General features: G+C 68.3%; 23 protein-coding genes and 2 tRNA genes. 9 read left to right on the forward strand and 16 right to left on the reverse strand.

Annotation, left to right across the window (positions count from 1 at the left end; all coding sequences use genetic code 11):
- Positions 1 to 127: 127 nt before the first annotated feature.
- Entirely contained in the window at positions 128 to 592 is a 465-nt protein-coding gene (locus tag ASC79_RS06000; protein ID WP_056024744.1) for a TIGR02300 family protein, read from the forward strand.
- 118 nt (positions 593 to 710) lie between these two features.
- Positions 711 to 786 (forward strand) — tRNA-Ala (locus ASC79_RS06005).
- A gap of 51 nt (positions 787 to 837) precedes the next feature.
- Here ASC79_RS06005 and ASC79_RS06010 read toward each other — a convergent pair.
- Positions 838 to 1,239, reverse strand: a complete 402-nt coding sequence (locus ASC79_RS06010; RefSeq protein ID WP_056024741.1) for a GFA family protein — start codon at positions 1,237 to 1,239, stop codon at positions 838 to 840.
- A gap of 195 nt (positions 1,240 to 1,434) precedes the next feature.
- On the opposite strand from ASC79_RS06010, the gene ASC79_RS06015 reads away from it, so the two are divergent.
- Both ASC79_RS06015 and ASC79_RS06020 read left to right on the forward strand, forming a co-directional pair.
- Complete coding sequence (locus ASC79_RS06015; RefSeq protein ID WP_056024738.1) at positions 1,435 to 1,848, forward strand: Hsp20 family protein; 414 nt, start codon at positions 1,435 to 1,437, stop codon at positions 1,846 to 1,848.
- Between the two features lie 44 nt (positions 1,849 to 1,892).
- Complete coding sequence (locus ASC79_RS06020) at positions 1,893 to 2,147, forward strand: DUF1150 family protein (RefSeq protein ID WP_056025152.1); 255 nt, start codon at positions 1,893 to 1,895, stop codon at positions 2,145 to 2,147.
- Between the two features lie 52 nt (positions 2,148 to 2,199).
- Here the strand turns inward: ASC79_RS06020 and ptsN are convergent, their stop codons facing one another.
- The 3 genes from ptsN to ASC79_RS06035 all read right to left on the reverse strand — a co-directional run bounded on the left by ptsN (position 2,200) and on the right by ASC79_RS06035 (position 4,020).
- Positions 2,200 to 2,664, reverse strand: a complete 465-nt coding sequence (gene ptsN / locus ASC79_RS06025; RefSeq protein WP_056024735.1) for a PTS IIA-like nitrogen regulatory protein PtsN — start codon at positions 2,662 to 2,664, stop codon at positions 2,200 to 2,202.
- Positions 2,665 to 2,735: 71 nt separating this feature from the next.
- On the reverse strand, positions 2,736 to 3,374 hold the full coding sequence (gene hpf, locus ASC79_RS06030) for a ribosome hibernation-promoting factor, HPF/YfiA family (RefSeq protein ID WP_056024732.1): 639 nt from the start codon (positions 3,372 to 3,374) through the stop codon (positions 2,736 to 2,738).
- Between the two features lie 31 nt (positions 3,375 to 3,405).
- Positions 3,406 to 4,020 (reverse strand): exopolysaccharide biosynthesis protein, encoded by a 615-nt coding sequence (locus tag ASC79_RS06035; protein ID WP_056024729.1) that lies wholly within the window; start codon positions 4,018 to 4,020, stop codon positions 3,406 to 3,408.
- Between the two features lie 294 nt (positions 4,021 to 4,314).
- Here ASC79_RS06035 and ASC79_RS06040 point away from each other — a divergent pair, with 294 nt between their 5' ends.
- A complete protein-coding gene (locus tag ASC79_RS06040) occupies positions 4,315 to 5,358 on the forward strand; it encodes an aspartate-semialdehyde dehydrogenase (RefSeq protein WP_056024726.1) in 1,044 nt (347 codons plus the stop codon).
- 120 nt (positions 5,359 to 5,478) lie between these two features.
- On the opposite strand, the gene ASC79_RS06045 is transcribed toward ASC79_RS06040, so the two are convergent.
- The 4 genes from ASC79_RS06045 to ASC79_RS06060 form a co-directional block, all read right to left on the reverse strand.
- A complete protein-coding gene (locus ASC79_RS06045) occupies positions 5,479 to 6,282 on the reverse strand; it encodes a MetQ/NlpA family ABC transporter substrate-binding protein (RefSeq protein ID WP_056024724.1) in 804 nt (267 codons plus the stop codon).
- Positions 6,283 to 6,299: 17 nt separating this feature from the next.
- A complete protein-coding gene (locus ASC79_RS06050; protein ID WP_056024721.1) occupies positions 6,300 to 6,956 on the reverse strand; it encodes a methionine ABC transporter permease in 657 nt (218 codons plus the stop codon).
- A complete protein-coding gene (locus ASC79_RS06055; RefSeq protein WP_056024718.1) occupies positions 6,957 to 7,928 on the reverse strand; it encodes a methionine ABC transporter ATP-binding protein in 972 nt (323 codons plus the stop codon).
- A gap of 92 nt (positions 7,929 to 8,020) precedes the next feature.
- Positions 8,021 to 9,340 (reverse strand): oxygenase MpaB family protein, encoded by a 1,320-nt coding sequence (locus ASC79_RS06060; protein ID WP_056024715.1) that lies wholly within the window; start codon positions 9,338 to 9,340, stop codon positions 8,021 to 8,023.
- 111 nt (positions 9,341 to 9,451) lie between these two features.
- On the opposite strand from ASC79_RS06060, the gene ASC79_RS06065 reads away from it, so the two are divergent.
- Positions 9,452 to 10,045, forward strand: a complete 594-nt coding sequence (locus ASC79_RS06065; protein WP_056024712.1) for a TetR/AcrR family transcriptional regulator — start codon at positions 9,452 to 9,454, stop codon at positions 10,043 to 10,045.
- Here ASC79_RS06065 and rpoN read toward each other — a convergent pair.
- Positions 10,042 to 11,535, reverse strand: a complete 1,494-nt coding sequence (rpoN, locus tag ASC79_RS06070) for an RNA polymerase factor sigma-54 (protein ID WP_056024709.1) — start codon at positions 11,533 to 11,535, stop codon at positions 10,042 to 10,044. The genes ASC79_RS06065 and rpoN overlap by 4 nt on opposite strands.
- Positions 11,536 to 11,635: 100 nt before the next feature.
- Positions 11,636 to 12,379: a glutathione S-transferase family protein gene (locus ASC79_RS06075; RefSeq protein ID WP_056024706.1), complete on the reverse strand. Its 744-nt coding sequence runs from the start codon at positions 12,377 to 12,379 to the stop codon at positions 11,636 to 11,638.
- A gap of 102 nt (positions 12,380 to 12,481) precedes the next feature.
- Here ASC79_RS06075 and ASC79_RS06080 point away from each other — a divergent pair, with 102 nt between their 5' ends.
- Positions 12,482 to 13,207: a YafY family protein gene (locus ASC79_RS06080; protein ID WP_056024703.1), complete on the forward strand. Its 726-nt coding sequence runs from the start codon at positions 12,482 to 12,484 to the stop codon at positions 13,205 to 13,207.
- Here ASC79_RS06080 and lptB read toward each other — a convergent pair.
- The 5 genes from lptB to ASC79_RS06105 form a co-directional block, all read right to left on the reverse strand.
- The gene (gene lptB / locus ASC79_RS06085; protein ID WP_056025149.1) at positions 13,204 to 13,944 is read right to left on the reverse strand and encodes an LPS export ABC transporter ATP-binding protein; all 741 of its coding nucleotides are present in this window, start codon (positions 13,942 to 13,944) and stop codon (positions 13,204 to 13,206) included. The two genes, ASC79_RS06080 and lptB, sit on opposite strands and share 4 nt — an antisense overlap.
- Before the next feature lie 32 nt (positions 13,945 to 13,976).
- The gene (locus ASC79_RS06090) at positions 13,977 to 14,519 is read right to left on the reverse strand and encodes an LptA/OstA family protein (RefSeq protein WP_082532039.1); all 543 of its coding nucleotides are present in this window, start codon (positions 14,517 to 14,519) and stop codon (positions 13,977 to 13,979) included.
- Positions 14,520 to 14,594: 75 nt separating this feature from the next.
- A complete protein-coding gene (gene lptC, locus ASC79_RS06095; protein ID WP_056024697.1) occupies positions 14,595 to 15,212 on the reverse strand; it encodes an LPS export ABC transporter periplasmic protein LptC in 618 nt (205 codons plus the stop codon).
- A gap of 7 nt (positions 15,213 to 15,219) precedes the next feature.
- Positions 15,220 to 15,837 carry a ribonuclease D gene (locus tag ASC79_RS06100; protein ID WP_056024694.1) on the reverse strand — a complete coding sequence of 206 codons (618 nt, stop codon included), beginning with the start codon at positions 15,835 to 15,837 and terminating at the stop codon, positions 15,220 to 15,222.
- A 166-nt stretch (positions 15,838 to 16,003) separates the two neighbouring features.
- Positions 16,004 to 16,090: transfer RNA gene (locus tag ASC79_RS06105), tRNA-Leu, on the reverse strand.
- Positions 16,091 to 16,245: 155 nt separating this feature from the next.
- Between ASC79_RS06105 and ASC79_RS06110 the strand changes: the two genes are divergently transcribed.
- Positions 16,246 to 17,214 (forward strand): complex I NDUFA9 subunit family protein, encoded by a 969-nt coding sequence (locus ASC79_RS06110; protein WP_056024691.1) that lies wholly within the window; start codon positions 16,246 to 16,248, stop codon positions 17,212 to 17,214.
- A 15-nt stretch (positions 17,215 to 17,229) separates the two neighbouring features.
- On the opposite strand, the gene ASC79_RS06115 is transcribed toward ASC79_RS06110, so the two are convergent.
- Positions 17,230 to 18,036, reverse strand: coding sequence for an undecaprenyl-diphosphate phosphatase (locus ASC79_RS06115; RefSeq protein WP_056024689.1), 807 nt, complete (start codon positions 18,034 to 18,036; stop codon positions 17,230 to 17,232).
- Positions 18,037 to 18,263: 227 nt separating this feature from the next.
- Between ASC79_RS06115 and ASC79_RS06120 the strand changes: the two genes are divergently transcribed.
- Positions 18,264 to 19,700, forward strand: a complete 1,437-nt coding sequence (locus tag ASC79_RS06120; protein ID WP_056024685.1) for an NAD(P)-dependent oxidoreductase — start codon at positions 18,264 to 18,266, stop codon at positions 19,698 to 19,700.
- Positions 19,701 to 19,702: the final 2 nt, after the last annotated feature.

The raw sequence follows: 19,702 nt of genomic DNA on the forward strand, positions 1-19,702 counted from the left end.
AACCGGCGTCCACTTTCGGCTATCAAGTTTGTCCAGTTTTCGAAAAGGGGTTTGCTTTTGACAGCGCTCCCCGCCCATGGCAAGGGAGCCGGCTTCAATTCAAACTCGCTCAAAGAGGCTCCGCCCCTTGGCCAATCCCGAACTGGGCGCAAAGCAGATTTGCCCCAACTGTCAGGCGAAGTTCTACGACCTGACCCGCCGGCCCGCCGTCTGCCCGAAGTGCGGTACGGAGTTCGACCCTGACGAGGCGGTCCGCAACCGCCGCGTTCGCGCCCGCACCTCGACCGTCGACCACGACCATGAAGAGGCTGAGGATCAAGTCCGCAGCAAGCCCAAGGACGAGGACGAAGACGAGGACGAGGCGGTCACCCCCGAACTCGACGAAGTCGTCGACGAGCCGCCGCTTGTCTCCGACGACGACGACGAGGCCCCCGACACCGCGCCTGAGGACCAGCTCTCGGAGTTCACCGAGGACGAGCTCGAGGACGAAGAAACCGACGACGTTCCGTTCCTTGAGGACGAGGACGAAGACGATTTCGACGACGCCGAAATCGAGGGCCTGCCGGGCGAAGGCGACGAAGACGACCGGTAAAAACCCGGGTGCGACAACCCACCCAAAAATTTCTTTCAGGGTGGGTTGATCGCACGAAACTCTCAGACTAGGTTCCGCGCCTCTTCGGGGGGCGACCTCCAGAGAGACCCGAGACCTCGGGGCTATAGCTCAGCTGGTAGAGCGCTTGAATGGCATTCAAGAGGTCAGCGGTTCGACTCCGCTTAGCTCCACCATGGAGGCCCGCAGGACACCCTGCGGGCCTTCGCCTTATCTAGGCGCCCGCCTCACCAGTTGTTGCGACCATCCACCTTCTCGACGGTGATGCTCGACCAGTCGAGGTCGTCGACCAGCCGCAGGTTCAAGCCGTGGATGCGCGCGCTCGGCATGGATCCGGCGTCGAACCCCGGCTTCGGCGTCCCGTCCATATTGTAGACCGAGCTCCAGTCCGGCGAGTCGCCCCAGGTCTGCATCCCGCAGCGGCCGCAGAAGTGGTGGGCGTTGCCGGCGTCGCTCGCTGAGTACGTCCCTTCGGCCTCCTGCGAGAGCATCTGCAGCTCTCCTGGCTTGTAGTAGGCCCACACCGCGCCGGTGCGGGCGCAGTAGGTGCAGTTGCATTCGGTGGCGCTGGTCGGGACAGGCGCCTGGATCTTGGTGGCGCCGCAATGGCAGGACGCGGTCAGGGTCATGAGACTGGCTCCGTGGGGTGAATGGATCCCTCAACTAACGCGCCGGCGGCCGAAATCTGTCAGCAGCGAGTCAGCCTCGTCCCGACTCGCCCCTACCGTTGAAATCCGGCTGCGCCGTCGCCACATGAGTTCCAACCGAAGCGCCGCGCCGTCAGGGCGGAGCTCCGGGGAGTCGCTTAAACTGAGGACTCTGGAATGAACCGCTCGCTTGTCTTTGACAGCCCCTTCCTGCTGGGGTTCGACCATACCCGCAGCCTGATCGAGCGAGCGGCCAAGGCCGCCGCCGAAAGCTATCCGCCCTACAATGTGGAGGACCGCGGCGACGGCGCCCTGCGGATCACCCTGGCGGTGGCCGGCTTCACGCCCGAGCAGCTGCAGGTGACCGTCGAGGACCGCCAGCTCGTGGTGGCCGGCAAGCGCGAGGGCGCCTCGGATGAGGCCTATCTGCACCGCGGAATCGCGGCGCGCGGCTTTCTTCGGACCTTCGTTCTGGCGGACGGCATGAAGGTGGATGGCGCGACGCTGGCCCATGGCCTGTTGCACATCGACCTCGTTCGACCCGAGCCGGAGCGCCTGGTGCAGCGAATCCCGATCAAGACGGCCGGCTGAACCGGCGGCCGTTCGAAGCGTTGAGTTTTACGGAGGTGGTCATGATGACACCCAATCTTACGACTGAAGCTTTCGCCGCCCTCGGCGCCCCGGACCTCGTCTACGTCCGCCCGATCAAGGCTGCCGAGATCATGGCGAACACGCCTGCTGCACAGATCCAGGGGTTTCAGCTCGATCCCGATCAGATTTTGTACGCAGTCCATCGCGCCGACGGCGAACGCCTGGCGGTGCTGACCGATAAGGACTCGGCCGTCGCCGCGGCGCTGGCCCATGAACTGGCGCCGGTTTCGGTGCACTAATCGACGAATGAGACGCGCGGGCCGGACTTCGACAGTCCGGCCTCGCTGCGCGTCAGGCGGCCGCTGAAGGCCTCTCCTGAACAAGAAGCGCGTGAATGGCGTCAGGCGTCCGAGCCTGGCGCAGGTGCTCGCGCAGGTCGCCCTGGCGCAGCATGCGCGACACGCGGGCCAGCGCCCGCAGGTGCTCGGAGCTCGCGTTCGGCGGCGCGAACAGCGCGAAAATCAGATCGACCGGCTGCTCGTCCACCGACTCGAAACCCGCCGGCACGTCCAGGCGCACGAACACGCCGCGCATCTGGGTCAGGCCTTCCAGCCGCGCGTGCGGCACCGCCACGCCGTGGCCGACGCCCGTCGAGCCCGCATTCTCGCGCTCGATCAGGGCGTCCAGCACGACGCCGGCGTCCAGGCCGAAGTTCCGGGCAGCGACCTCCGCCACCACGGCCAGGGCCTGGCGCTTGCTTGGCGCGCTTGCTCGCGCGGCGATCGCCGCGCGGTCCAGAATATCGCCTATTTGCATAATCTCGTGACGCCCAAACTCGAACAAAGCCCGACGCACGTTCGGCTCGGGGACGACGGATAATCCAGCGCCTAGACGCTGGTTCCGTTCACGCCTTTCCCGTCGAGCGGTTTCGTACGTTCGGGATCGATCCAGCCAATATTTCCATCTGGCCGGCGGTACACCACGGACAAGCCCCCGTGAGCGGCGTTCCTAAACACGATTGTTTGAGATTCCGTCAAGTCCAACTCCATCACCGCCATAGAAACGGTCATTTCGCGGACAGGCTTTTCTGTTTCGGCGATTACCATTCCCGAAGGTGGCGCATGCGCCGCCTGCGACGTTTCGCCGTCGTCCCAATCGACATCCTCATCCCCCTCCGGGGCCCGGATGACGAAATACGACGCCGTCTCCGCCAGCTTGGCGTTCGCCGCCGCGGAGTGGCTCTTCAGCCGGCGCTTGTATCGCCGGATACGGGTCTCGATCTTTGCGAGAGCCGCATCGAATGCGCCATGCGCATCGCTCCCCAGACCATGGGACTGCAACGCCTGGCCTGAGGCCAGTTTCACCGCGCAGTCGACTCGGAAGGAATGGCCCTCACGGCTGACCACGACGTCGGCGTCTCCGCCACGTTCGAAGTACTTACCGATGGAACCGGTGATTTCGTCGGTGACCCGCTCGCGCAGGGCCTCCCCAACGGCGACATGCTTGCCAGAGACTAAGACTTGCATGAGCTAACAACGCGCCTGCGCGGCTTAGGTGTCAAGCACCCCCGAGCCAGTTCACGAGAAGGCGAACTCCGGCGATCACCGCGTCGGCGGCGACGTACAGGAGAAAGGCGCTGAACGCGGCCAGAACGTACCCGGCGACCGCAAAGAACCCGTCGCGCTGGAACAGCGAAAAGCCCAGCACCCCGATCGTCAGGCCCGGCAGCAGATTGCCCAGCGGGATCGGCAGGATCAGCACGAAGGCCAGCACCGAGCAGATGGCGCCGATCAGCCTCTGCCCCCAGGCGCTGAACAGCACGCCGATCCGCGGCCGCGAGATCTTCTCGAACCGCTCGACCCACGGCAGCAACGGCTTGAACACCTTGTTCAGGTCCGCGCCGGTGATCCGGCGGTTGTCGACCGAGCGCGGCAGCCATGGCGCATCGACGCCCAGCGCCACCTGAGGCGCGAGCAGCAGCAGCGGCGCGCCGAGGATCGTCGACGAGCCCGGCGGCAGCGGCAGCAGGTTCGGCAGGGCGAAGATGAACAGCAGCGCGCCGAACGCCCGCGTCCCGAACCGATCGACGATTTCGCCGATGCTGACGCTCTCGCGCTCGGTGAGCTCACGAACGATGGCGGAGATGGAAGTGTGGTCTGGTTCGTCGTCCATGCCTCGCCGCAGCGGCCCCTTCAGACTTCCTGGCGCGACCACAACGCCCGAGCCTCGTTTTGGATTTGGCCTGAATTTCATCATTTACAAGCAGGCGCTCTTTGCCATATCGGAGCGCCATGCGTCGTTCGACCATTAAAAGCGCGATTAAAACCACCATGCCCGCGGGGCTTGGGGGATCGCGCGTGCTCGCCGCGTAAGACCCCAAGGACCCCGCCGGCAGGCTGGGGTCGCAATCTCGAAAAGCGAAAGACCTCGGCCTCCCGGAACTCACCCACCGGAGACGATAGAGTCATGCTTTCCACCGAAGTCGCCCGCCCCGCCGGCCAACGCCTGTTCAACGTCGCCATCGTCGGGGCCACCGGCGCCGTCGGCGTCGAGCTGATGGAGTGCCTTGAGCGCCGCAACTTCCCGGTCCGCGCGCTGAAGCTGCTGGCCTCGCCGCGCTCGGCCGGCCGCACCTACACCTTCCAGGGCCGCCAGGTGGCCGTCGAGGCGCTGACCGCCGATAGCTTCACCGGCGTCGACATCGCCCTGTTCTCGGCCGGCGCCTCGATCAGCCGGGAGTTCGCGCCGATCGCCGCGGCCAAGGGCTGCGTGGTGGTCGACAACTCGTCGGCCTTCCGCATGCAGCCGGAAATCCCGCTGGTGGTGCCGGAAGTGAACGGGCGCCTGCTGGGCGAGCAGCCGCGCATCGTCGCCAACCCCAACTGCGTCGCCGCCATCGCGGTGATGGCGCTGGCGCCGCTGCACGCCAACAACGCCATCCAGCGGGTCATCGGCGCGACCTACCAGTCGGCCTCGGGCGCCGGCGCCGCGGCCATGGCCGAACTCGAGCAATCGACCGCCGCCTACCTGGCCGGCGAGGCCTTCGAGCCGAAGGTGCTGCCGCACCCCTACGCCTTCAACCTGTTCAGCCATAACGCCGGGATCGACGCCGAGACCGGCTACAACGGCGAAGAGCTCAAGGCGATGGAGGAGATCCGCAAGATCATGTCCACGCCAGACCTGCGCCTGTCCTTCACCTGCGTGCGGGTGCCGGTTCTGCGCGCTCACTCGATGTCGCTGACCGTCGAGTTCGAGAACCCGGTCACCCCCGCGCAGGCCGAAGAGTGGCTGGCCGCCGCGCCGGGCGTGAAGCTGGTCAACGACGCGCTGCGCAACCACTTCCCGATGCCGAACGAGGCCTCGGGCGCCGACGACGTCCTGGTCGGCCGCATCCGCGCCGACCTCTCCGACCCGACCGGCCGCACGCTCAGCCTGTTCGTGGTCGGCGACCAGCTGCTGAAGGGCGCCGCCCTCAACGCCGTCCAGATCGCCGAAGTCGTGGCGCGGTAGGAGCTCAGCTCGCGACGGAGGGAGCCTGCCGACGCGATCCCCTCCGTCAGCCGCCCGCACAGACCACTCCCTCTCCCCTCGAGCGGGGAGAGGGACATCTAGGGTCGCCCCGCCGGACGATCAGAACGCCGGCTGCACTGCGCCGGCGTACTTCTGGGCGATGAACGCCTTCACCTCGGGGCTGGTCAGCGCCTTGGCCAGCTTCTGCACCCGCGGGTCATCCTTGTTGTCGGCCCGGGCGACCAGCAGGTTCACATAGGGGCTGTTCCCGTCTTCCAGGATCAGCGCGTCCTTGGCCGGGTTCAGCCCCGCGTCCAGCACGTAGTTGGTGTTGATCACCGCCAGGTCCAGCTCGCCCAGCACCCGCGGCAGGGTCGCGGCCTCCAGCTCCTTGAACTTCAGCCCCTTGGGGTTGGCGACGATGTCGTTCAGCGTCGACAGCGGGTTGGCCGGGTCCTTAAGCGTGATCAGCCCGCCCTTCTGCAGCAGCAGCAGCGCACGGCCGCCATTGCTCGGCTCGTTCGGGATCGCCACGCTGGCGCCCTGCGGCAGCTCTGCCAGCGACTTGATCTTCTTCGAATAGGCCCCGATCGGCTCGATGTGCACGCCGGCCACCTTCACCAGGTTGGTGCCGCGGGCCTTGTTGAACTCGTCGAGATAGGGCGCGGTCTGGAAATAGTTCACGTCCAGCTGCTTCTGCGCCACCTGCAGGTTGGGCTGCACATAGTCGTTGAACACCTTCACATCCAGCTTCACGCCCTCCTTGGCCAGGAGCGGGCGAACCACCTCCAGGATCTCGGCGTGCGGCACCGGGGTGGCGGCGATCACCAGGGTGTCCGCGGCGCCCGTGGCGGCCGGCTTCTGCCCGCAGGCGGCCAGCGCCAGGGCGGCGGCGGCCAGGATCAGGGTGCGCTTGTTCAGCATGGACGTCCTTTCGCGGCTCAGCGGCGGCTGAGCTTGATGACCAGGCGGTCGCCCGCCCATTGCAGCCCCTGCACCAGGGCCAGCAGCAGCAGCACCGTCACGACCATGACGTCGGTCTGGAACCGCTGGTAGCCGAAGCGGATGGCCAGGTCGCCCAGGCCGCCGGCCCCGACCACGCCCGCCATGGCGGTGTAGGAGACCAGCGCGATGGCCGTCACCGTCGCGCCGGCCACGATCCCGGGCAAGGCCTCGGGCAGCAGCGCCCCGAACACGATCTGGCGCGGGCTCGCCCCCATCGCCTGGGCCGCCTCGATGACGCCCTTGTCGACTTCGCGCAGGGCGGTCTCGACCAGCCGGGCATAGAAGGGCGCGGCGCCGACCACCAGCGGCGGGATCGCGCCAGCCACCCCCAGAGAGGTGCCGACCAGCAGCATGGTCAGCGGGATCATCACGATCAGCAGGATCACGAAGGGCACCGAGCGCAGCACATTGACCGCGAACGACAGCGCCGCATGCGCCGGGCCGTTCTCCAGCAGCTTGCCCTTTCCGGTCAGGAACAGGATCACGCCCAGCGGCAGGCCCAGCAGCACCGAGAAGCCCAGCGATCCGGCCAGCATGACCAGGGTGTCCAGGCTCGCCTGGCCGATATCTGCCCAGTTGATATTGGCGAACATCTAGGCCTCCTCGACCCGCACGCCGGCGGCGACCAGCCGCTCGCGCGCGGCGGCGATGTCGCCCCCCACCAGCGAGACCAGCAGCTGGCCGTAGGGCTCGTCGCGGATGCGGTCGATGCGCCCGGCCAGGATCGAATAGTCGACGCCGGTGTCACGGGCGATGCGGCCCAGGATCGGCTCATAGGTCGCCTGCCCGCGGAAGGTCAGCCGCAGCGCGCCGGGCGTCGCCGCGGCGCCCAGGCCGGCGGCGTCGGCCACCAGCGCCCGGGTCACCGCGTGCTGCGGATGCAGGAACACCTGCGCCACCTCGCCGCTCTCCACCACCGATCCGGCGTCCAGCACGGCGACGCGGTGACAGACGCGGCGGATCACCTCCATCTCGTGGGTGATCAGCACGATGGTCAGGCCAAGCTCGCGGTTCAGCTCGCTGAGCAGGTCGAGGATCTGCTCGGTGGTCTGCGGGTCCAGCGCGCTGGTCGCCTCGTCGCACAAAAGGATCTTCGGGCCGTTGGCCAGGGCGCGGGCGATGCCGACGCGCTGCTTCTGGCCCCCCGACAACTGCGCCGGGTGCTTGTGCGCCTGGTCGCTTAAGCCCACCCGCGCCAGCAACTGTTCGACCTTCGGCCCGATCTGCGCCCCCGGCACGCCCGCCACCTTCAGCGGATAGGCGACGTTCTGGGCGACGGTCTTGGAGGACAGCAGGTTGAAGTGCTGGAAGATCATCCCGACCCGGCGGCGCAGGGCGCGCAGACCGGCGGCGTCCAGCGCTCCGACGTCCTCGCCATCGGTGGTCACCGTTCCGGTGCTCGGCCGCTCCAGCCCGTTGATCAGGCGGATCAGGGTCGACTTGCCGGCGCCCGACTGGCCGATGACGCCGAACACCTCGCCGGCCGTCACCTCCAAGGTGACGTCACGGAGCGCGGGCGCAGGCGCGCGCGCGAAGGTCTTGCCGACGGATTGAAAGCTGATCACCGGGCATCCCTAGCCGGACGCCCGTCAGGCTCAAGACAGAATTTCTCGAAAAGCCCGCAGGCCGGGGCGCTTTCTTGCCCAAAAACCCGCGTCTAGGCGGCGGCGCGAACCGCCGGGCGATAGTTCGAGGCGTCGGTCGTGAACTCGGCGTGGCCATAGCGCGCCAACAGGCCGCGGATCTTGCGCACCAGGATGGCGTCGGCCGCCCCGCGCAGCAGCGGAATGCGCCCGGCCAGGCGATAGGCCCCCATCCGCAGGCCCACGCCCAGCGCCACCCCGGCGAACACCGCCCGGTCCAGGCCGCTGACCGTCACGCCCATGCGTTCGGCCGCCGCCCGGTCGCCCTTCAGGAACTGCCGCAGGAAGAACGCCTTGGCGAAACTCTTCTCGATCACGTTGTGCAGCCGCGCCGCCGGCGAACGGCTGGCCGGCAGATAGGCCGACAGCGTCGCGCGGATCAGCGACCCGCAGGTCTCGTCGTCGAACCCATGGCGCAGGGTCGAGTTGCGCGCGGTCATGATCCGCACGATCCCCTCGGGCGTGGTGGCCAGCAATTCCTCGGGCAGCCCCAGCAGGAAGCAGCGATAGCGGGCCAGCTCGACCTGCGCGCGCTCGGCCGCCGTGAACTCGCGCCGTCCCTGCCCGACGATCTTGAAGGCCATCAGGAAGATCGGGATCAGCCCGGCCGGCATCTGGTCGACCTGCGGGATCGGCACGCCGTACACCGCGCTGTCCCAGCGTCCGGTGCGCAGGGCGTTGAACCGCACCATCGAGTGCATCAGCCGCACCATGGCCGCGGCCTTGAACCCCTCGCCATGCCGCTCCAGCGCGCCCGGCAGCACCGTCGTCGCAAAGAAGGTCGCCGTCTCGTTCACGCGCCGGGCGGCGGTGTCGTTGCTCAAGGTCCCGGTCAGGGCCATCGGCAGGGCCGAATACTTGTTGAGGAATGTGGCGATGAACGCCCCACGGATCGCGAACGGAGCCAGGTTGGCGGTGGCGTTGCGGTCCAGCCGCGCCCCCTCGTCGACCAGCGCCATGTCCACCCAGGCCGGCGTCGCCTCCATCGCCGCGATGAAGGCGGCCAGCTCCGGCGGGGCGTTCTCCACCGCCTCGATCCCGTGGTCGCAGGCCTGCACCAGCATGGCGATCAGCCCGCGGAAGCCGTGTTGCGGAATCAGCGCCGCATAGGCGTCGGCCACCACATCGCCCAGCATCGAATAGGCGCGGACCAGCTCGATCTCCTCGTCGGTCACCTGCACGCCCAGCGGCGCGCGGTCGCGCACCACCGCCAGGGCCGGATCGTCGGTGAAGCGCTCGGGCTGGCGGTCGAAATCCACGCCGCCGTACATCAGCGGCAGTTGCGCCTTCTGGGCGGCGATACGCTGGCGGGCGCGCTCGACGGCGGGGCTCATGGACGTCTCCGGACGTTCAGATCATTGACTGCCAGGAACGATATGTAAGCATTCCTCACATTCCTACTCGCGTTCACGCGGCCGCGCCTCGCCGCCCTTCGGTTCCGCCAAATGACTGAAAGAAAACGCAGAACACCTCGCCAGGCGCGCGCCGAGTCGACCGTCGACGTGATCCTGAGCGCCGCCCTTCAACTTCTCGAGGCCGACGGCGCCGAGCGCTTGACCACCAACCACATCGCCGCCCGCGCCGGGGTCAGCATCGGCACGGTCTACCAGTACTTCCGCGACAAGGACGACATCCTGGCCGCCCTGGCGCAGCAGCGCGCGGGCGCGGTGCGCGACAGCATCGCCGACCTGGTCATCAGTCCGCCGGGCGCAAACGCCGTGCGCGCCATCGTCCAGGCCCTGACGCGCAGCTTCGACGACGCCCCGCGCGGCCGCGCCGCCCTGCTCGACGCCCTGTATCGGCGCGGGGGCGACGGCGGGCTGCAGCAGCATCACCAGGCGTTTCTGGCGGCGATCGAGGGCCGGGCGCAGATCGGCGTCGAGCTGACGCCCGAACGCGCCTTCATCCTCACCCACGCGCCGATCAGCCTCTTGCGCGCCGCCGCCGCAGAACCAGGCCTGGAACTGGACCCCGCCGCGCTCGAAGATGAACTGGTCCGCCTGCTGGAGGCCTACCTCGGCGCGCTGCCGACCGCCTAGACCGCTTCCTTCAGCATCCGCCGGCGTTCGACGGACGAGGGAATGCGCATGGCCTCGCGGTACTTGGCGACCGTCCGGCGGGCGATGTCGACGCCGGTTTCCTTGAGGATCTCGACGATCCGGTCGTCGGAGTGCACGTCACGTTCGCCGCGTTCGGTGTCGATCAGCTGCTTGATCTTGTGGCGCACGCTCTCGGCCGAATGCGCCTCCCCGCCCGAGGTCGAGGCGATCGACGAGGTGAAGAAGAACTTCAGCTCGAACATGCCGCGCGGCGTGGCGATGTACTTGTTCGAGGTCACCCGGCTGACGGTGGATTCGTGCATGCCGATGGCGTCGGCCACGGTCTTCAGGTTCAGCGGCCGCAGGTGCTCGACCCCGAAGGCCAGGAAGCCGTCCTGCTGGCGCACGATCTCGCTCGCCACCTTCAGGATGGTCTTGGCGCGCTGGTCCAGGCTCTTCACCAGCCAGTTGGCGCTGGCCATGCAGTCGGAGACGAAGACCTTTTCCTGGTCGGTCCGCGCGCCGCCGGCGACGCGGGCGTGATAGCGCTGGTCGATCAGCAGCCGCGGCAGGGTGTCGGTGTTCAACTCCACGTGCCACAGGCCGCCCAGGCCCTCGCGCACGTAGACGTCCGGCGCCACCGGCTGGCTCGGCTCGCCGCCGAACGCCGCGCCGGGCCGCGGGGTCAGGCCGCGCAGCTCGGCGACCATGTCGCGCATGTCCTCGTCGTCGACGCCGCAGATCCTGCGCAGGCCGGCCATGTCGCGGCGCGCCAGCAGTTCCAGATTGTCGAGCAGGGCCACCATGGCCGGATCGCAGCGGTCGCGTTCCTTCAGCTGCAGCATCAGGCACTCGCGCACGTCGCGGGCGAACACGCCGGTCGGCTCGAAGCCCTGCAGCGCGGTCAGCACCTCTTCGACGGCGGTCAGTTCGCAGCCCAGCCGCTCGGCGGTCTCGACCAGGTCGCAGCGAAGATAGCCGCCCTCGTCCACCCCGTCGATCAGCACCGCGGCTATGGCGTTCTGCGGCGCGCTCAGCCCGGCGACCGCCAGTTGGTCGTGCAGGTGCTCGCTCAGGGTCTTCTCGCGGGTCAGCCGGCCTTCGAAGTCGTCGGTGTCCTCGAAACTGCCGCCCTTGCCGGCGCGCGACCAGTCGACGGCCCCGCCCGCATGCTGGGCCTCCTGGGCGTCGCCGGTGGCGTGCTCGCCTGGCGAGGCTTGGTCGTGCGAGGTGTCCATGTCCGCCGCGGCGGCATGGTCGGTCACCTGGTCGGCGGAATAGTCGTCGGCCTCGCTGCGCGGCTGCTCCTCGCGGTCGGGCTCTGATTCGCGCTCGTCGCGCTGCAGCAGCGGATTGCGCTCCAGCTCGCCCTCGACGAAGGCATCGAGCTCAAGGTTCGAGAGCTGCAGCAGCTTGATCGCCTGCTGCAGCTGGGGCGTGATGACCAGCCCCTGCCCTTGCCTCAGCTCCAAACGCGCGCCGAGCGCCAAATCCGCCTCCTGGCCTGTTTCTTGCTGGCGAGGTTAGCGCGCTCATCCCAACCGAAGTGTTAACCGCCCGACTGACGCGTTAACCGCAAGTCGAGGCTCGTTACGCCGCCATGGTCTGCGCCTGCGCAGCCAGCGGCGCCCAGTCGAACTCGGGATAGACCCCGGCCATCATCCGATCGACATACGCCGTCAGATTGCCAAAGCTCATGGCCCGGTCGCGGATCGGCGCGTCGAAGAACGGCGTCATCAACCCAGCCAATACGCCGAACGCGATGGCGTCCACGCCCGTGGGCCGCGCGCCCATCAGGAACGGCTTGCCGTCCAGCAGCGCCGATAGCGCCGCCAGCGAGCGCACCCCCAGCCCCAAGCCTTCATCGTCCGTGTGCCGACCGATGCCGACGGCGCGCAGGTTCTCGCCGATCCGGGCCTGGGCGTCGCGGCGCATGTCCTCCTGCATCGCGGGCGGCATGGCCTGGAAGAATTGCGCGGGGCCCTTGGCGTAGTTTTCGGGAATCAGCCAGCGGGCGTTGATCAAGGTCCAGCACAGGTGGTTCTCGACCATGCGTTCGATGGCCCAGGCCTGGGCGCGCTCGGCCACGCCAAGCCCCTCGTCGAAATCGAGACCGTACTTCCGCTCCAGGTGCTGGCGGATGAAATGACTGTCGGCGATCAGTTCGCCGTCGTCGTCCAGCCAGGGCAGCTGGCCCTTGGGCGACATCTGCGGCGGGGCGGCTTCCTTGACGTAGGCCAGGCCCGCCAGACGCAGATGGACCTCCGTCTTGGTCACATAGGGGCTGGCCTCGGGCAGTCCGAACTTCGCGCCGATTCCGTAAAGCGTGATCATGGAGTCTCTCCCTGAAAGAACTCCGTTGGCTTAGAACCGGGCTACTGCCACCATGCTGTCAGCATCCCTCGCCGATGCTCCCAGCCCATGAAGCGGATCTCCATGCGACGCGCCGACCGCCTGTTCCAGATCATCCAGATCATGCGCCGGGCGCGCGCGCCGATCACGGCCGACACCATCGCCGAGGAGCTGGAGACCTCGAAGCGCACCGTCTACCGCGACATCGCCACCCTGATGGGCCAGCGGGTGCCGATCCGCGGCGAGGCGGGCATGGGCTATGTGCTCGACCAGGGTTTCGACCTGCCGCCGCTGATGCTGACCCCCGACGAGATCGAGGCCGCGGTGCTCGGCGCCCAATGGGTGGCCAGCCGCGGCGACCCATCCCTGGCCCGCGCCGCCCAGGACCTGATCGCGAAGATCGGCGCCTCGGTGCCCGAGCGTCTGCGCCCCTATGTGCTGGAACCCGCCGGCCGCGCCGTGCCGGCCTGGCGCTCGACCCCGCCCGACCAGCTCGACATGGCGCAGGTCCGCGCCGCCATCCGCGCCGGCCGCAAGATCACGCTCTGCTATCGCGACGAACAGGACCGCGAGAGCGAGCGCACCGTCTGGCCGGTCACCGTGGGCTATCATGAGACGGTGCGCATGCTGGTCGCCTGGTGCGAGCTGCGCACCGACTTCCGCAACTTCCGCACCGACCGGGTGGTCAGCGCGCAATTCCTCGAGGACCGCTATCCCGACCGCCCCTCGCTGCTGCGGGCCCGCTGGCGCGCGGCGCGGGAGGCGGAACACCGGCGCTATCTGGACGACGCCAAGTCCGGCGCCGGCTAATCCTGGCCGAAGCGCTCGCCCAGGTAGACGCGGCGAACTTCCGGATCGTCGACGATCTGGTCGGGGGTGCCTTCGAACAGCACCTCGCCGGCGTGAATGATCGAAGCGCGGTCGATGATGTCCAGCGTCTCGCGGACATTGTGGTCGGTGATCAGGATGCCGATGCCGCGGCCCTTGAGGTAGGTGATCACCTCGCGGATGTCGGCGATCGCCAGCGGGTCGATGCCGGCGAACGGCTCGTCCAGCAGCATGAACGACGGCTCGCTGGCCAGGGCGCGGGCGATCTCCACCCGGCGGCGCTCACCGCCCGACAGCGAAATGGCCGGCGAATTGCGCAGATGCTCGATGCGCAGCTCCTGCAGCAGCTCGGTCACCGTCTGCTTGGCGCGCGCCTGACTGCGTTCGCGCAGCTCGACCACGGCCATCACGTTCTCTTCCACGGTCATGGCGCGGAAGATCGAGGTTTCCTGCGGCAGGTAGCCCACGCCCATGCGGGCGCGCTGGTACATCGGCTGGCGGGTGATGTTCTCGCCGTCGAGATAGATCGAGCCGTAGTCGGCCGGGATCAGGCCGGTGATCATGTAGAAACAGGTGGTCTTGCCCGCGCCGTTGGGGCCGAGCAGGCCCGCGACCTCGCCCCGCGCCAGGCGCAGCGAGACGCCCTTCACCACCGCGCGCTTGCGGAAGGACTTGCCGATGTTGTCGACGACAAGCCCTTCGCCGGCTAGGCCCGGCAGCGATTGATCGGCGTCAGCCTGCAAGAGAACTCCTAGCGCCGCGCGGCAGGCTGGCCCGCCTGCTGGTTCGGGAAGATCACCGCGCGGGGACGCGCCTTGCCGCGGCCCTTGGCGCCCGATTCCATCTGCGCGTCGCCGGTGGCGACGTTGACGACCAGCCGGTCGCCGCGGATCACGTTCTGGCCCGACACCGCGACGACGTCGCCGGTGATGACGATGCGCTCGGCGGTCACGTCATAGTTGGCGTTGTCGCCCCGCACCTTCTGCTGCGGCGTCACGTAATAGACGTTGCCGATCGCCTCCATGCGGTCCAGCGCCCCGCAGGCGCCGGTCGCGCCGCCGGGCCGGGCGCCCGTCTGCTTGGAGAAGGTCTTGATCACGTCGGCGCGCAGCCGCGTGCGATCCTGCAGCGCCTCGGCCGATCCGCTCCAGATCGACAGGCACTGGTTGTTCACGACTTCCAGCGCGTCGGCGGTGATGTCCACCGGCGCGTCGGAACTCTGGCTGAGCTGCGCGGCCGCCGGGCCTGCGCCCAGCGCAATGGCAAAAGCGGCCAGGGCCGCCAGCTTCGTCATTTCAAGCCCGCTCATGCTCATGAAGCCCATTTGGGAAGCCCGGTGCGAAAGGTCGAGTAGTGCAGTGCATAAGCTCTACTTCGAATCGATGCGTCCGCGCACCCCGCCCTTGAAGACCAGGCGTTCGCCCTTGTCGTACACGCCATAGGACTTCGCCGTGATTTCGCCAAGCGAGGACGCGCCCGAGATGAGCCCTTCGCCCTCCAGTTCGCCGGTCGCCGTGTTGAAGATCGAGCTGGCGGTGTCGAAGGTCACGTCGCCGCCGCTCATCTTGACGCCGCCGTCCAGGTTCAGCACCCGGCGATCCTCGCGATAGACGCCCGACTTGGCGGTGACGCGCGTCGGATTGACCCCTTCGGCGTCGAGGATCAGCGCCGGCTTGTCCAGCAGCACCCGCTGATAGTCGTTCTCGTCGCGCACCGCGGTCGACGCGGTCAGCACGAAGGCGCGGCCCTTCTCGTCCTTGCCCACGAAGCGCGGATTGACCAGCTCGATCGGCGCGTCGGCCTCGCGCGGCGCGGCGTCGCGGCCCAGGAAGGTCGTGTGCAGGATGAATCCCAGCAGCGCCAGCAGGATCGCGACGATCAGCGCCGGCAAGATCACCCGCAGCCGCCGGATCAGCCGCGAACGCCGCCGCCAGCGCTCGAAGTCGCTTCTGCCAGGCGGGTTTGCGGTTATGGCGGCCAGCGTCATGGCGGCCTCAGGCGTGGGCGAAGATGTCGACCTCTTCCCAACCCCTCACGTCCAGCAGGGCGCGGTGCGGGAGAAAGTCGAAACAGGCGCGGGCCAGGCCGTCGCGGCCTTCCCGCTCCAGCATGGCGTCGAGCTTGGCGCGCAGGGCGTGCAGGTGCAGCACGTCCGAGGCCGCATAGGCGATCTGGTCGTCGGAGAGCTTGGCCGCGCCCCAGTCGGAGCTCTGCTGCGCCTTGGACATGTCGACGCCCAGCAGTTCCTTGCTGACGTCCTTCAGCCCATGGCGGTCGGTGTAGGTGCGGGCCAGCTTGGACGCGATCTTCGTGCAGTAGACCGGCGCGGTGACCACCCCCAGGTGCAGGTGGAACATGGCGATGTCGAAGCGCCCGAAGTGGAAGATCTTCAGGATCTTCGGATCGGTCAGCACCCGCTTCAGGTTCGGGGCGTCGTAGGTGGAGCGGTCCAGCTGGACCAGGTGGGCGTCGCCCTTGCCGTCCGACAGCTGCACCACGCACAGCGGGTCGCGGCCCAGTTGCAGGCCCATGGTCTCCGAATCGACCGCCACGGCCTCGGCGTCGGCGAACACGCCGTCGGGAAGATCGCCAATATGCAGATGGTTGGCCAAGGGCCGTCTCCGAAACTTCAAGTCGCGCCACCCTATATAGCGCGCGATCTCCGCCGCACAGGCGCAGACGCGTAATGGACGTACACCTGTCGCGGCCGCGCAACGCTAGCGCAACCTGCAGGAACCATCATGTCTGGGAGCTGAACGACGCCACTCTTCGAGAGAGTGGTGCCCAGGAGAGGACTCGAACCTCCACGACCTTTCGGCCACTGGCACCTGAAGCCAGCGCGTCTACCAATTCCGCCACCTGGGCCCGTTCCCTTAGGATCGGGAGGGCGCTCTTTAGGGCGCCGCACTTCGCCGGTCAACACGGTCCGTCGCATAATTCGAAGTCACGTTGCAGCGCGGGGCGGGTTCGTCTATCCGGGCGGCTCGGAACCCTCTTTGTTTTATATGCGGACGCACGGCATGCAGGATCTGGTCACGGTCTTCGGCGGATCGGGCTTCATCGGAACCCAGATTGTTCGGGCCCTCGCCAAGCAGGGTCTGCGCATCCGGGTGGCGGTGCGCCAGCCGCACCTGGCCCACACCATGCGCCTGATGGGCGACGTCGGTCAGGTCGAGGTCGTCCAGGCCAATATCCGCGACGAAGCCTCGGTGCGCCGCGCGCTGACCGGCGCCCAGGCCGCCGTCAACGCCGTCGGCATCTTCCACGACACCGGCCGCCAGAAGCTGACGGCGGTGCACGTCGACGGCGCCCGCAACGTCGCCCGCATGGCGCGTGAACTCGGCGTCGAACGCCTGGTGCTGATTTCCGGCATCGGCGCCCACAGCGGCGAGGGCGCGGACTACGTCGCCTCCAAGGGCCAGGGCGAGACCGTCACCCGCGAGGCGTTCCCCGACGCCGTCATCCTGCGTCCCTCGGTCGTATTCGGCCAGGGCGACAAGCTACTGAACACCTTCGGCCAGATGGCCGTCTACAGCCCGGTGCTGCCGCTGATCGGCGCTGAAACCCGTCTCCAGCCGATCTATGTCGGCGACCTGGCGCGCGCCGCCGCGGCCGCTGTCACCGACCCGGCCTGCGCCGGCCGCACCTACGAGCTGGGCGGTCCGGGCGTCTTCACCGTGCGCCAGATCGTCGAACTGGTCGTCGCCGAGACCGGCCGCCGCCGCATGCTGGTCCCGGTGCCGTTCGGGATCGCCGGCCTGCTGGCCAAGCTCTCGGCGCCGATCGGCCTGATCACGCCGCTGTCGCCGCCGATCACCGCCGGCCAGGTCGAGATCCTCAAGAACGACAACGTGGCCGACCCCGCCCTGCCGGGCCTGGCCCAGCTGGGCGTCGCCACGCCGATGACGCTGGAAGCGATCGCTCCGACCTACCTCTACCGCTTCCGCAAGGGCGGCCAGTTCGCCGACCAGGTCGTTCCGGCGGCCTAAGGCCCGGCGGCGGCCTCAGCCGCCGTGGAAGTAGAGGACGCCCAGGCCGACCAGGCCCGCGCCGATCCGCCACCAGCCGTAGGGCGCCAGCCCGAAGCGGTTGATGAAGTCCAGCATGGTCTTCACGACGATCAGGCCTGACAGGAAGCTGACCACGAAGCCGATGGCGATGAGCCCCAGGTTGTCGCCGGTCAGCACGTCCTTGTTCTCCCAGAAGTCCAGGGCGAAGGCCCCGACCATGGTCGGGATGGCCATGAAGAACGAGAACTCGGCCGCCGCGCGCCGGTCGATGCCGATCAGCACCCCGCCGACGATGGTCGCGCCCGAGCGCGAGACGCCGGGCACCATGGCCAGGCACTGACAGAGCCCGACGCCCAGCGCCCGCTTCCACGTCAGGTTCATCGCGTCGGCTTCCTTGGGCTCGGGCGCCCAGCGGTCGACCAGCAGCAGGATCACCCCGCCGACGATCAGCATCACGCAGATCAGGGTGATGCTCTCGAACAGCACGGTCTTGATGAAGTCGTGCGCGAAGAACGCCACCACCATCGACGGCAGCACCGAGATCACCACGCTGGCGGCGAACCACCGGGCGCTGGGATCGCTGGGCAGGCGGATGAACACCCCCCACAGCCGTTGGAAGTACAGCACCACCACCGCCAGGATCGCGCCCAGCTGGATCATGACGGTGAAGGTGTCCCAGAAGCCGCTGGGCAGGCCCAACAGCTTCTTGGTCAGCAGCAGGTGCCCCGTCGACGAGACCGGAATGAACTCCGTCAGGCCTTCGACAAGACCGAGGATGACGGCGGCGATCCAGTCCGGCACTGGCGACTCCATGGAATGAGGTTGAGGGATCAAGGGCGATGAACAGGGTAAATTTCAGGTTCATCCACTTTTGGGACTACCTATCGGCCCGGGCGGAACCCGAAGCTCCATCCACGTCGATGTGACGGCTAAATTGGTCTCGTAATTTTACCATCAACTTTCACGGGCTTGCATTCGCCGCTACAGACCGAGCCAGCCTGACATCCGGGTGTGGAGGTTTTGCGGCCATGGCCGAGCGCATGCTGAAGTTCACGACCGTCGAACGGATCACGCCGGCCAAGCGTGCGGCCGAGACGCGCGCCGGTGATTTCCACGAGATCTACGCCGACTTCATCGACGCCAAGGCGGCCGAGCAGGCCTCGCGCTGCTCGCAATGCGGCATCCCGTTCTGTCAGACCCACTGCCCGCTGCACAACAACATCCCAGACTGGCTGCGGATGACCGCCGAGGGCCGGCTGCAGGAGGCCTATGCCCTCAGCCAGGCCACCAATTCGATGCCCGAGATCTGCGGCCGCATCTGCCCGCAGGACCGCCTGTGCGAGGGCTCGTGCACCATCGAGCAGTCCGGCCACGGCACCGTCACCATCGGCGCGGTCGAGCGCTACCTGACCGACAAGGCCTGGGAGGAAGGCTGGGTCCAACCCCTGCGCGCCGGCCCCGCCCGCGGCCAGTCGGTCGGGATCATCGGCGCCGGCCCGGCCGGCCTGGCCGCCGCCGAGCGCCTGCGCGAAGCCGGCTACGACGTTGTCGTCTACGACCGCCACGACCGCGCCGGCGGCCTGCTGATCTACGGCATCCCCGGCTTCAAGCTGGAGAAGGACGTGGTCGAGCGCCGCACGCGCCGCCTGGCCGAGGGCGGCGTCGAGTTCAGGCTGTCGTTCGAGGTCGGCCGCGACGCCTCGCTGGAGGAGCTGCGCGCCCGCCACGACTCCATCCTCATCGCCACCGGCGTCTACGCCGCGCGCGAACTGGTCGCGCCTGGCGCGGGTTCAGCCGGGGTCGCCCCGGCGCTCGACTACCTGATCGCCTCGAACCGCGTCGGCCTGGGCGACAGCGTTCCGGCCCACGACAGCGGCGAGCTCAACGCCGCGGGCCGCGACGTGGTCGTGGTCGGCGGCGGCGACACCGCCATGGACTGCGTGCGCACCGCCGTGCGCCAGGGCGCCAAGTCGGTCACCTGCCTCTATCGCCGCGACCGCGCCAACATGCCCGGCTCGGCCCGCGAGGTCGCCCACGCCGAGGAGGAAGGCGTCGTCTTCGAATGGCTGGCCGCGCCGCGCGCGGTGCTGGGCGACGCCGGCCGCGCCGACGGCCTGCGCGCCATCCGCATGCGCCTGGGCCCGCCCGACGCCACCGGCCGCCAGGCGCCGGAAGAGGTCGAGGGGGGTGACTTCGACCTGCCCGCCGACCTCGTCATCAAGGCCCTGGGCTTCGATCCTGAGGACTTGCCGACCCTGTTCGCAGCGCCCGACCTGACCGTGTCGCGCTGGGGCACGCTGAAGGCCGACTTCAGGACCCAGGCGACCAGCCTGCCGGGCGTCTTCGCCGCCGGCGACATCGTCCGCGGCGCCTCGCTGGTGGTCTGGGCCATCCGCGACGGCCGCGACGCCGCCGACGCCATCCACCAGTACCTCTCGCAGCGCGCGCTGCTGGCCGCGGAGTGATC

Origin of the sequence: Phenylobacterium sp. Root1290 (genome assembly GCF_001425305.1) — a bacterium.
Lineage (GTDB): Bacteria > Pseudomonadota > Alphaproteobacteria > Caulobacterales > Caulobacteraceae > Phenylobacterium.

Coding starts and splice junctions, on each gene's coding strand:
- ASC79_RS06015 (WP_056024738.1), top strand. CDS start 1,435: ATGAACCGCTCGCTTGTCTTTGACAGCCCCTTCCTGCTGGGGTTCGAC.
- ASC79_RS06075 (WP_056024706.1), bottom strand. CDS start 12,379: ATGATCACGCTTTACGGAATCGGCGCGAAGTTCGGACTGCCCGAGGCC.
- ASC79_RS06040 (WP_056024726.1), top strand. CDS start 4,315: ATGCTTTCCACCGAAGTCGCCCGCCCCGCCGGCCAACGCCTGTTCAAC.
- ASC79_RS06020 (WP_056025152.1), top strand. CDS start 1,893: ATGACACCCAATCTTACGACTGAAGCTTTCGCCGCCCTCGGCGCCCCG.
- ASC79_RS06080 (WP_056024703.1), top strand. CDS start 12,482: ATGCGACGCGCCGACCGCCTGTTCCAGATCATCCAGATCATGCGCCGG.
- ASC79_RS06065 (WP_056024712.1), top strand. CDS start 9,452: ATGACTGAAAGAAAACGCAGAACACCTCGCCAGGCGCGCGCCGAGTCG.
- lptC (WP_056024697.1), bottom strand. CDS start 15,212: ATGACGCTGGCCGCCATAACCGCAAACCCGCCTGGCAGAAGCGACTTC.
- hpf (WP_056024732.1), bottom strand. CDS start 3,374: ATGCAAGTCTTAGTCTCTGGCAAGCATGTCGCCGTTGGGGAGGCCCTG.
- ptsN (WP_056024735.1), bottom strand. CDS start 2,664: ATGCAAATAGGCGATATTCTGGACCGCGCGGCGATCGCCGCGCGAGCA.
- ASC79_RS06050 (WP_056024721.1), bottom strand. CDS start 6,956: ATGTTCGCCAATATCAACTGGGCAGATATCGGCCAGGCGAGCCTGGAC.
- ASC79_RS06010 (WP_056024741.1), bottom strand. CDS start 1,239: ATGACCCTGACCGCGTCCTGCCATTGCGGCGCCACCAAGATCCAGGCG.
- ASC79_RS06035 (WP_056024729.1), bottom strand. CDS start 4,020: ATGGACGACGAACCAGACCACACTTCCATCTCCGCCATCGTTCGTGAG.
- ASC79_RS06120 (WP_056024685.1), top strand. CDS start 18,264: ATGGCCGAGCGCATGCTGAAGTTCACGACCGTCGAACGGATCACGCCG.
- ASC79_RS06110 (WP_056024691.1), top strand. CDS start 16,246: ATGCAGGATCTGGTCACGGTCTTCGGCGGATCGGGCTTCATCGGAACC.
- ASC79_RS06060 (WP_056024715.1), bottom strand. CDS start 9,340: ATGAGCCCCGCCGTCGAGCGCGCCCGCCAGCGTATCGCCGCCCAGAAG.
- ASC79_RS06045 (WP_056024724.1), bottom strand. CDS start 6,282: ATGCTGAACAAGCGCACCCTGATCCTGGCCGCCGCCGCCCTGGCGCTG.
- ASC79_RS06090 (WP_082532039.1), bottom strand. CDS start 14,519: ATGACGAAGCTGGCGGCCCTGGCCGCTTTTGCCATTGCGCTGGGCGCA.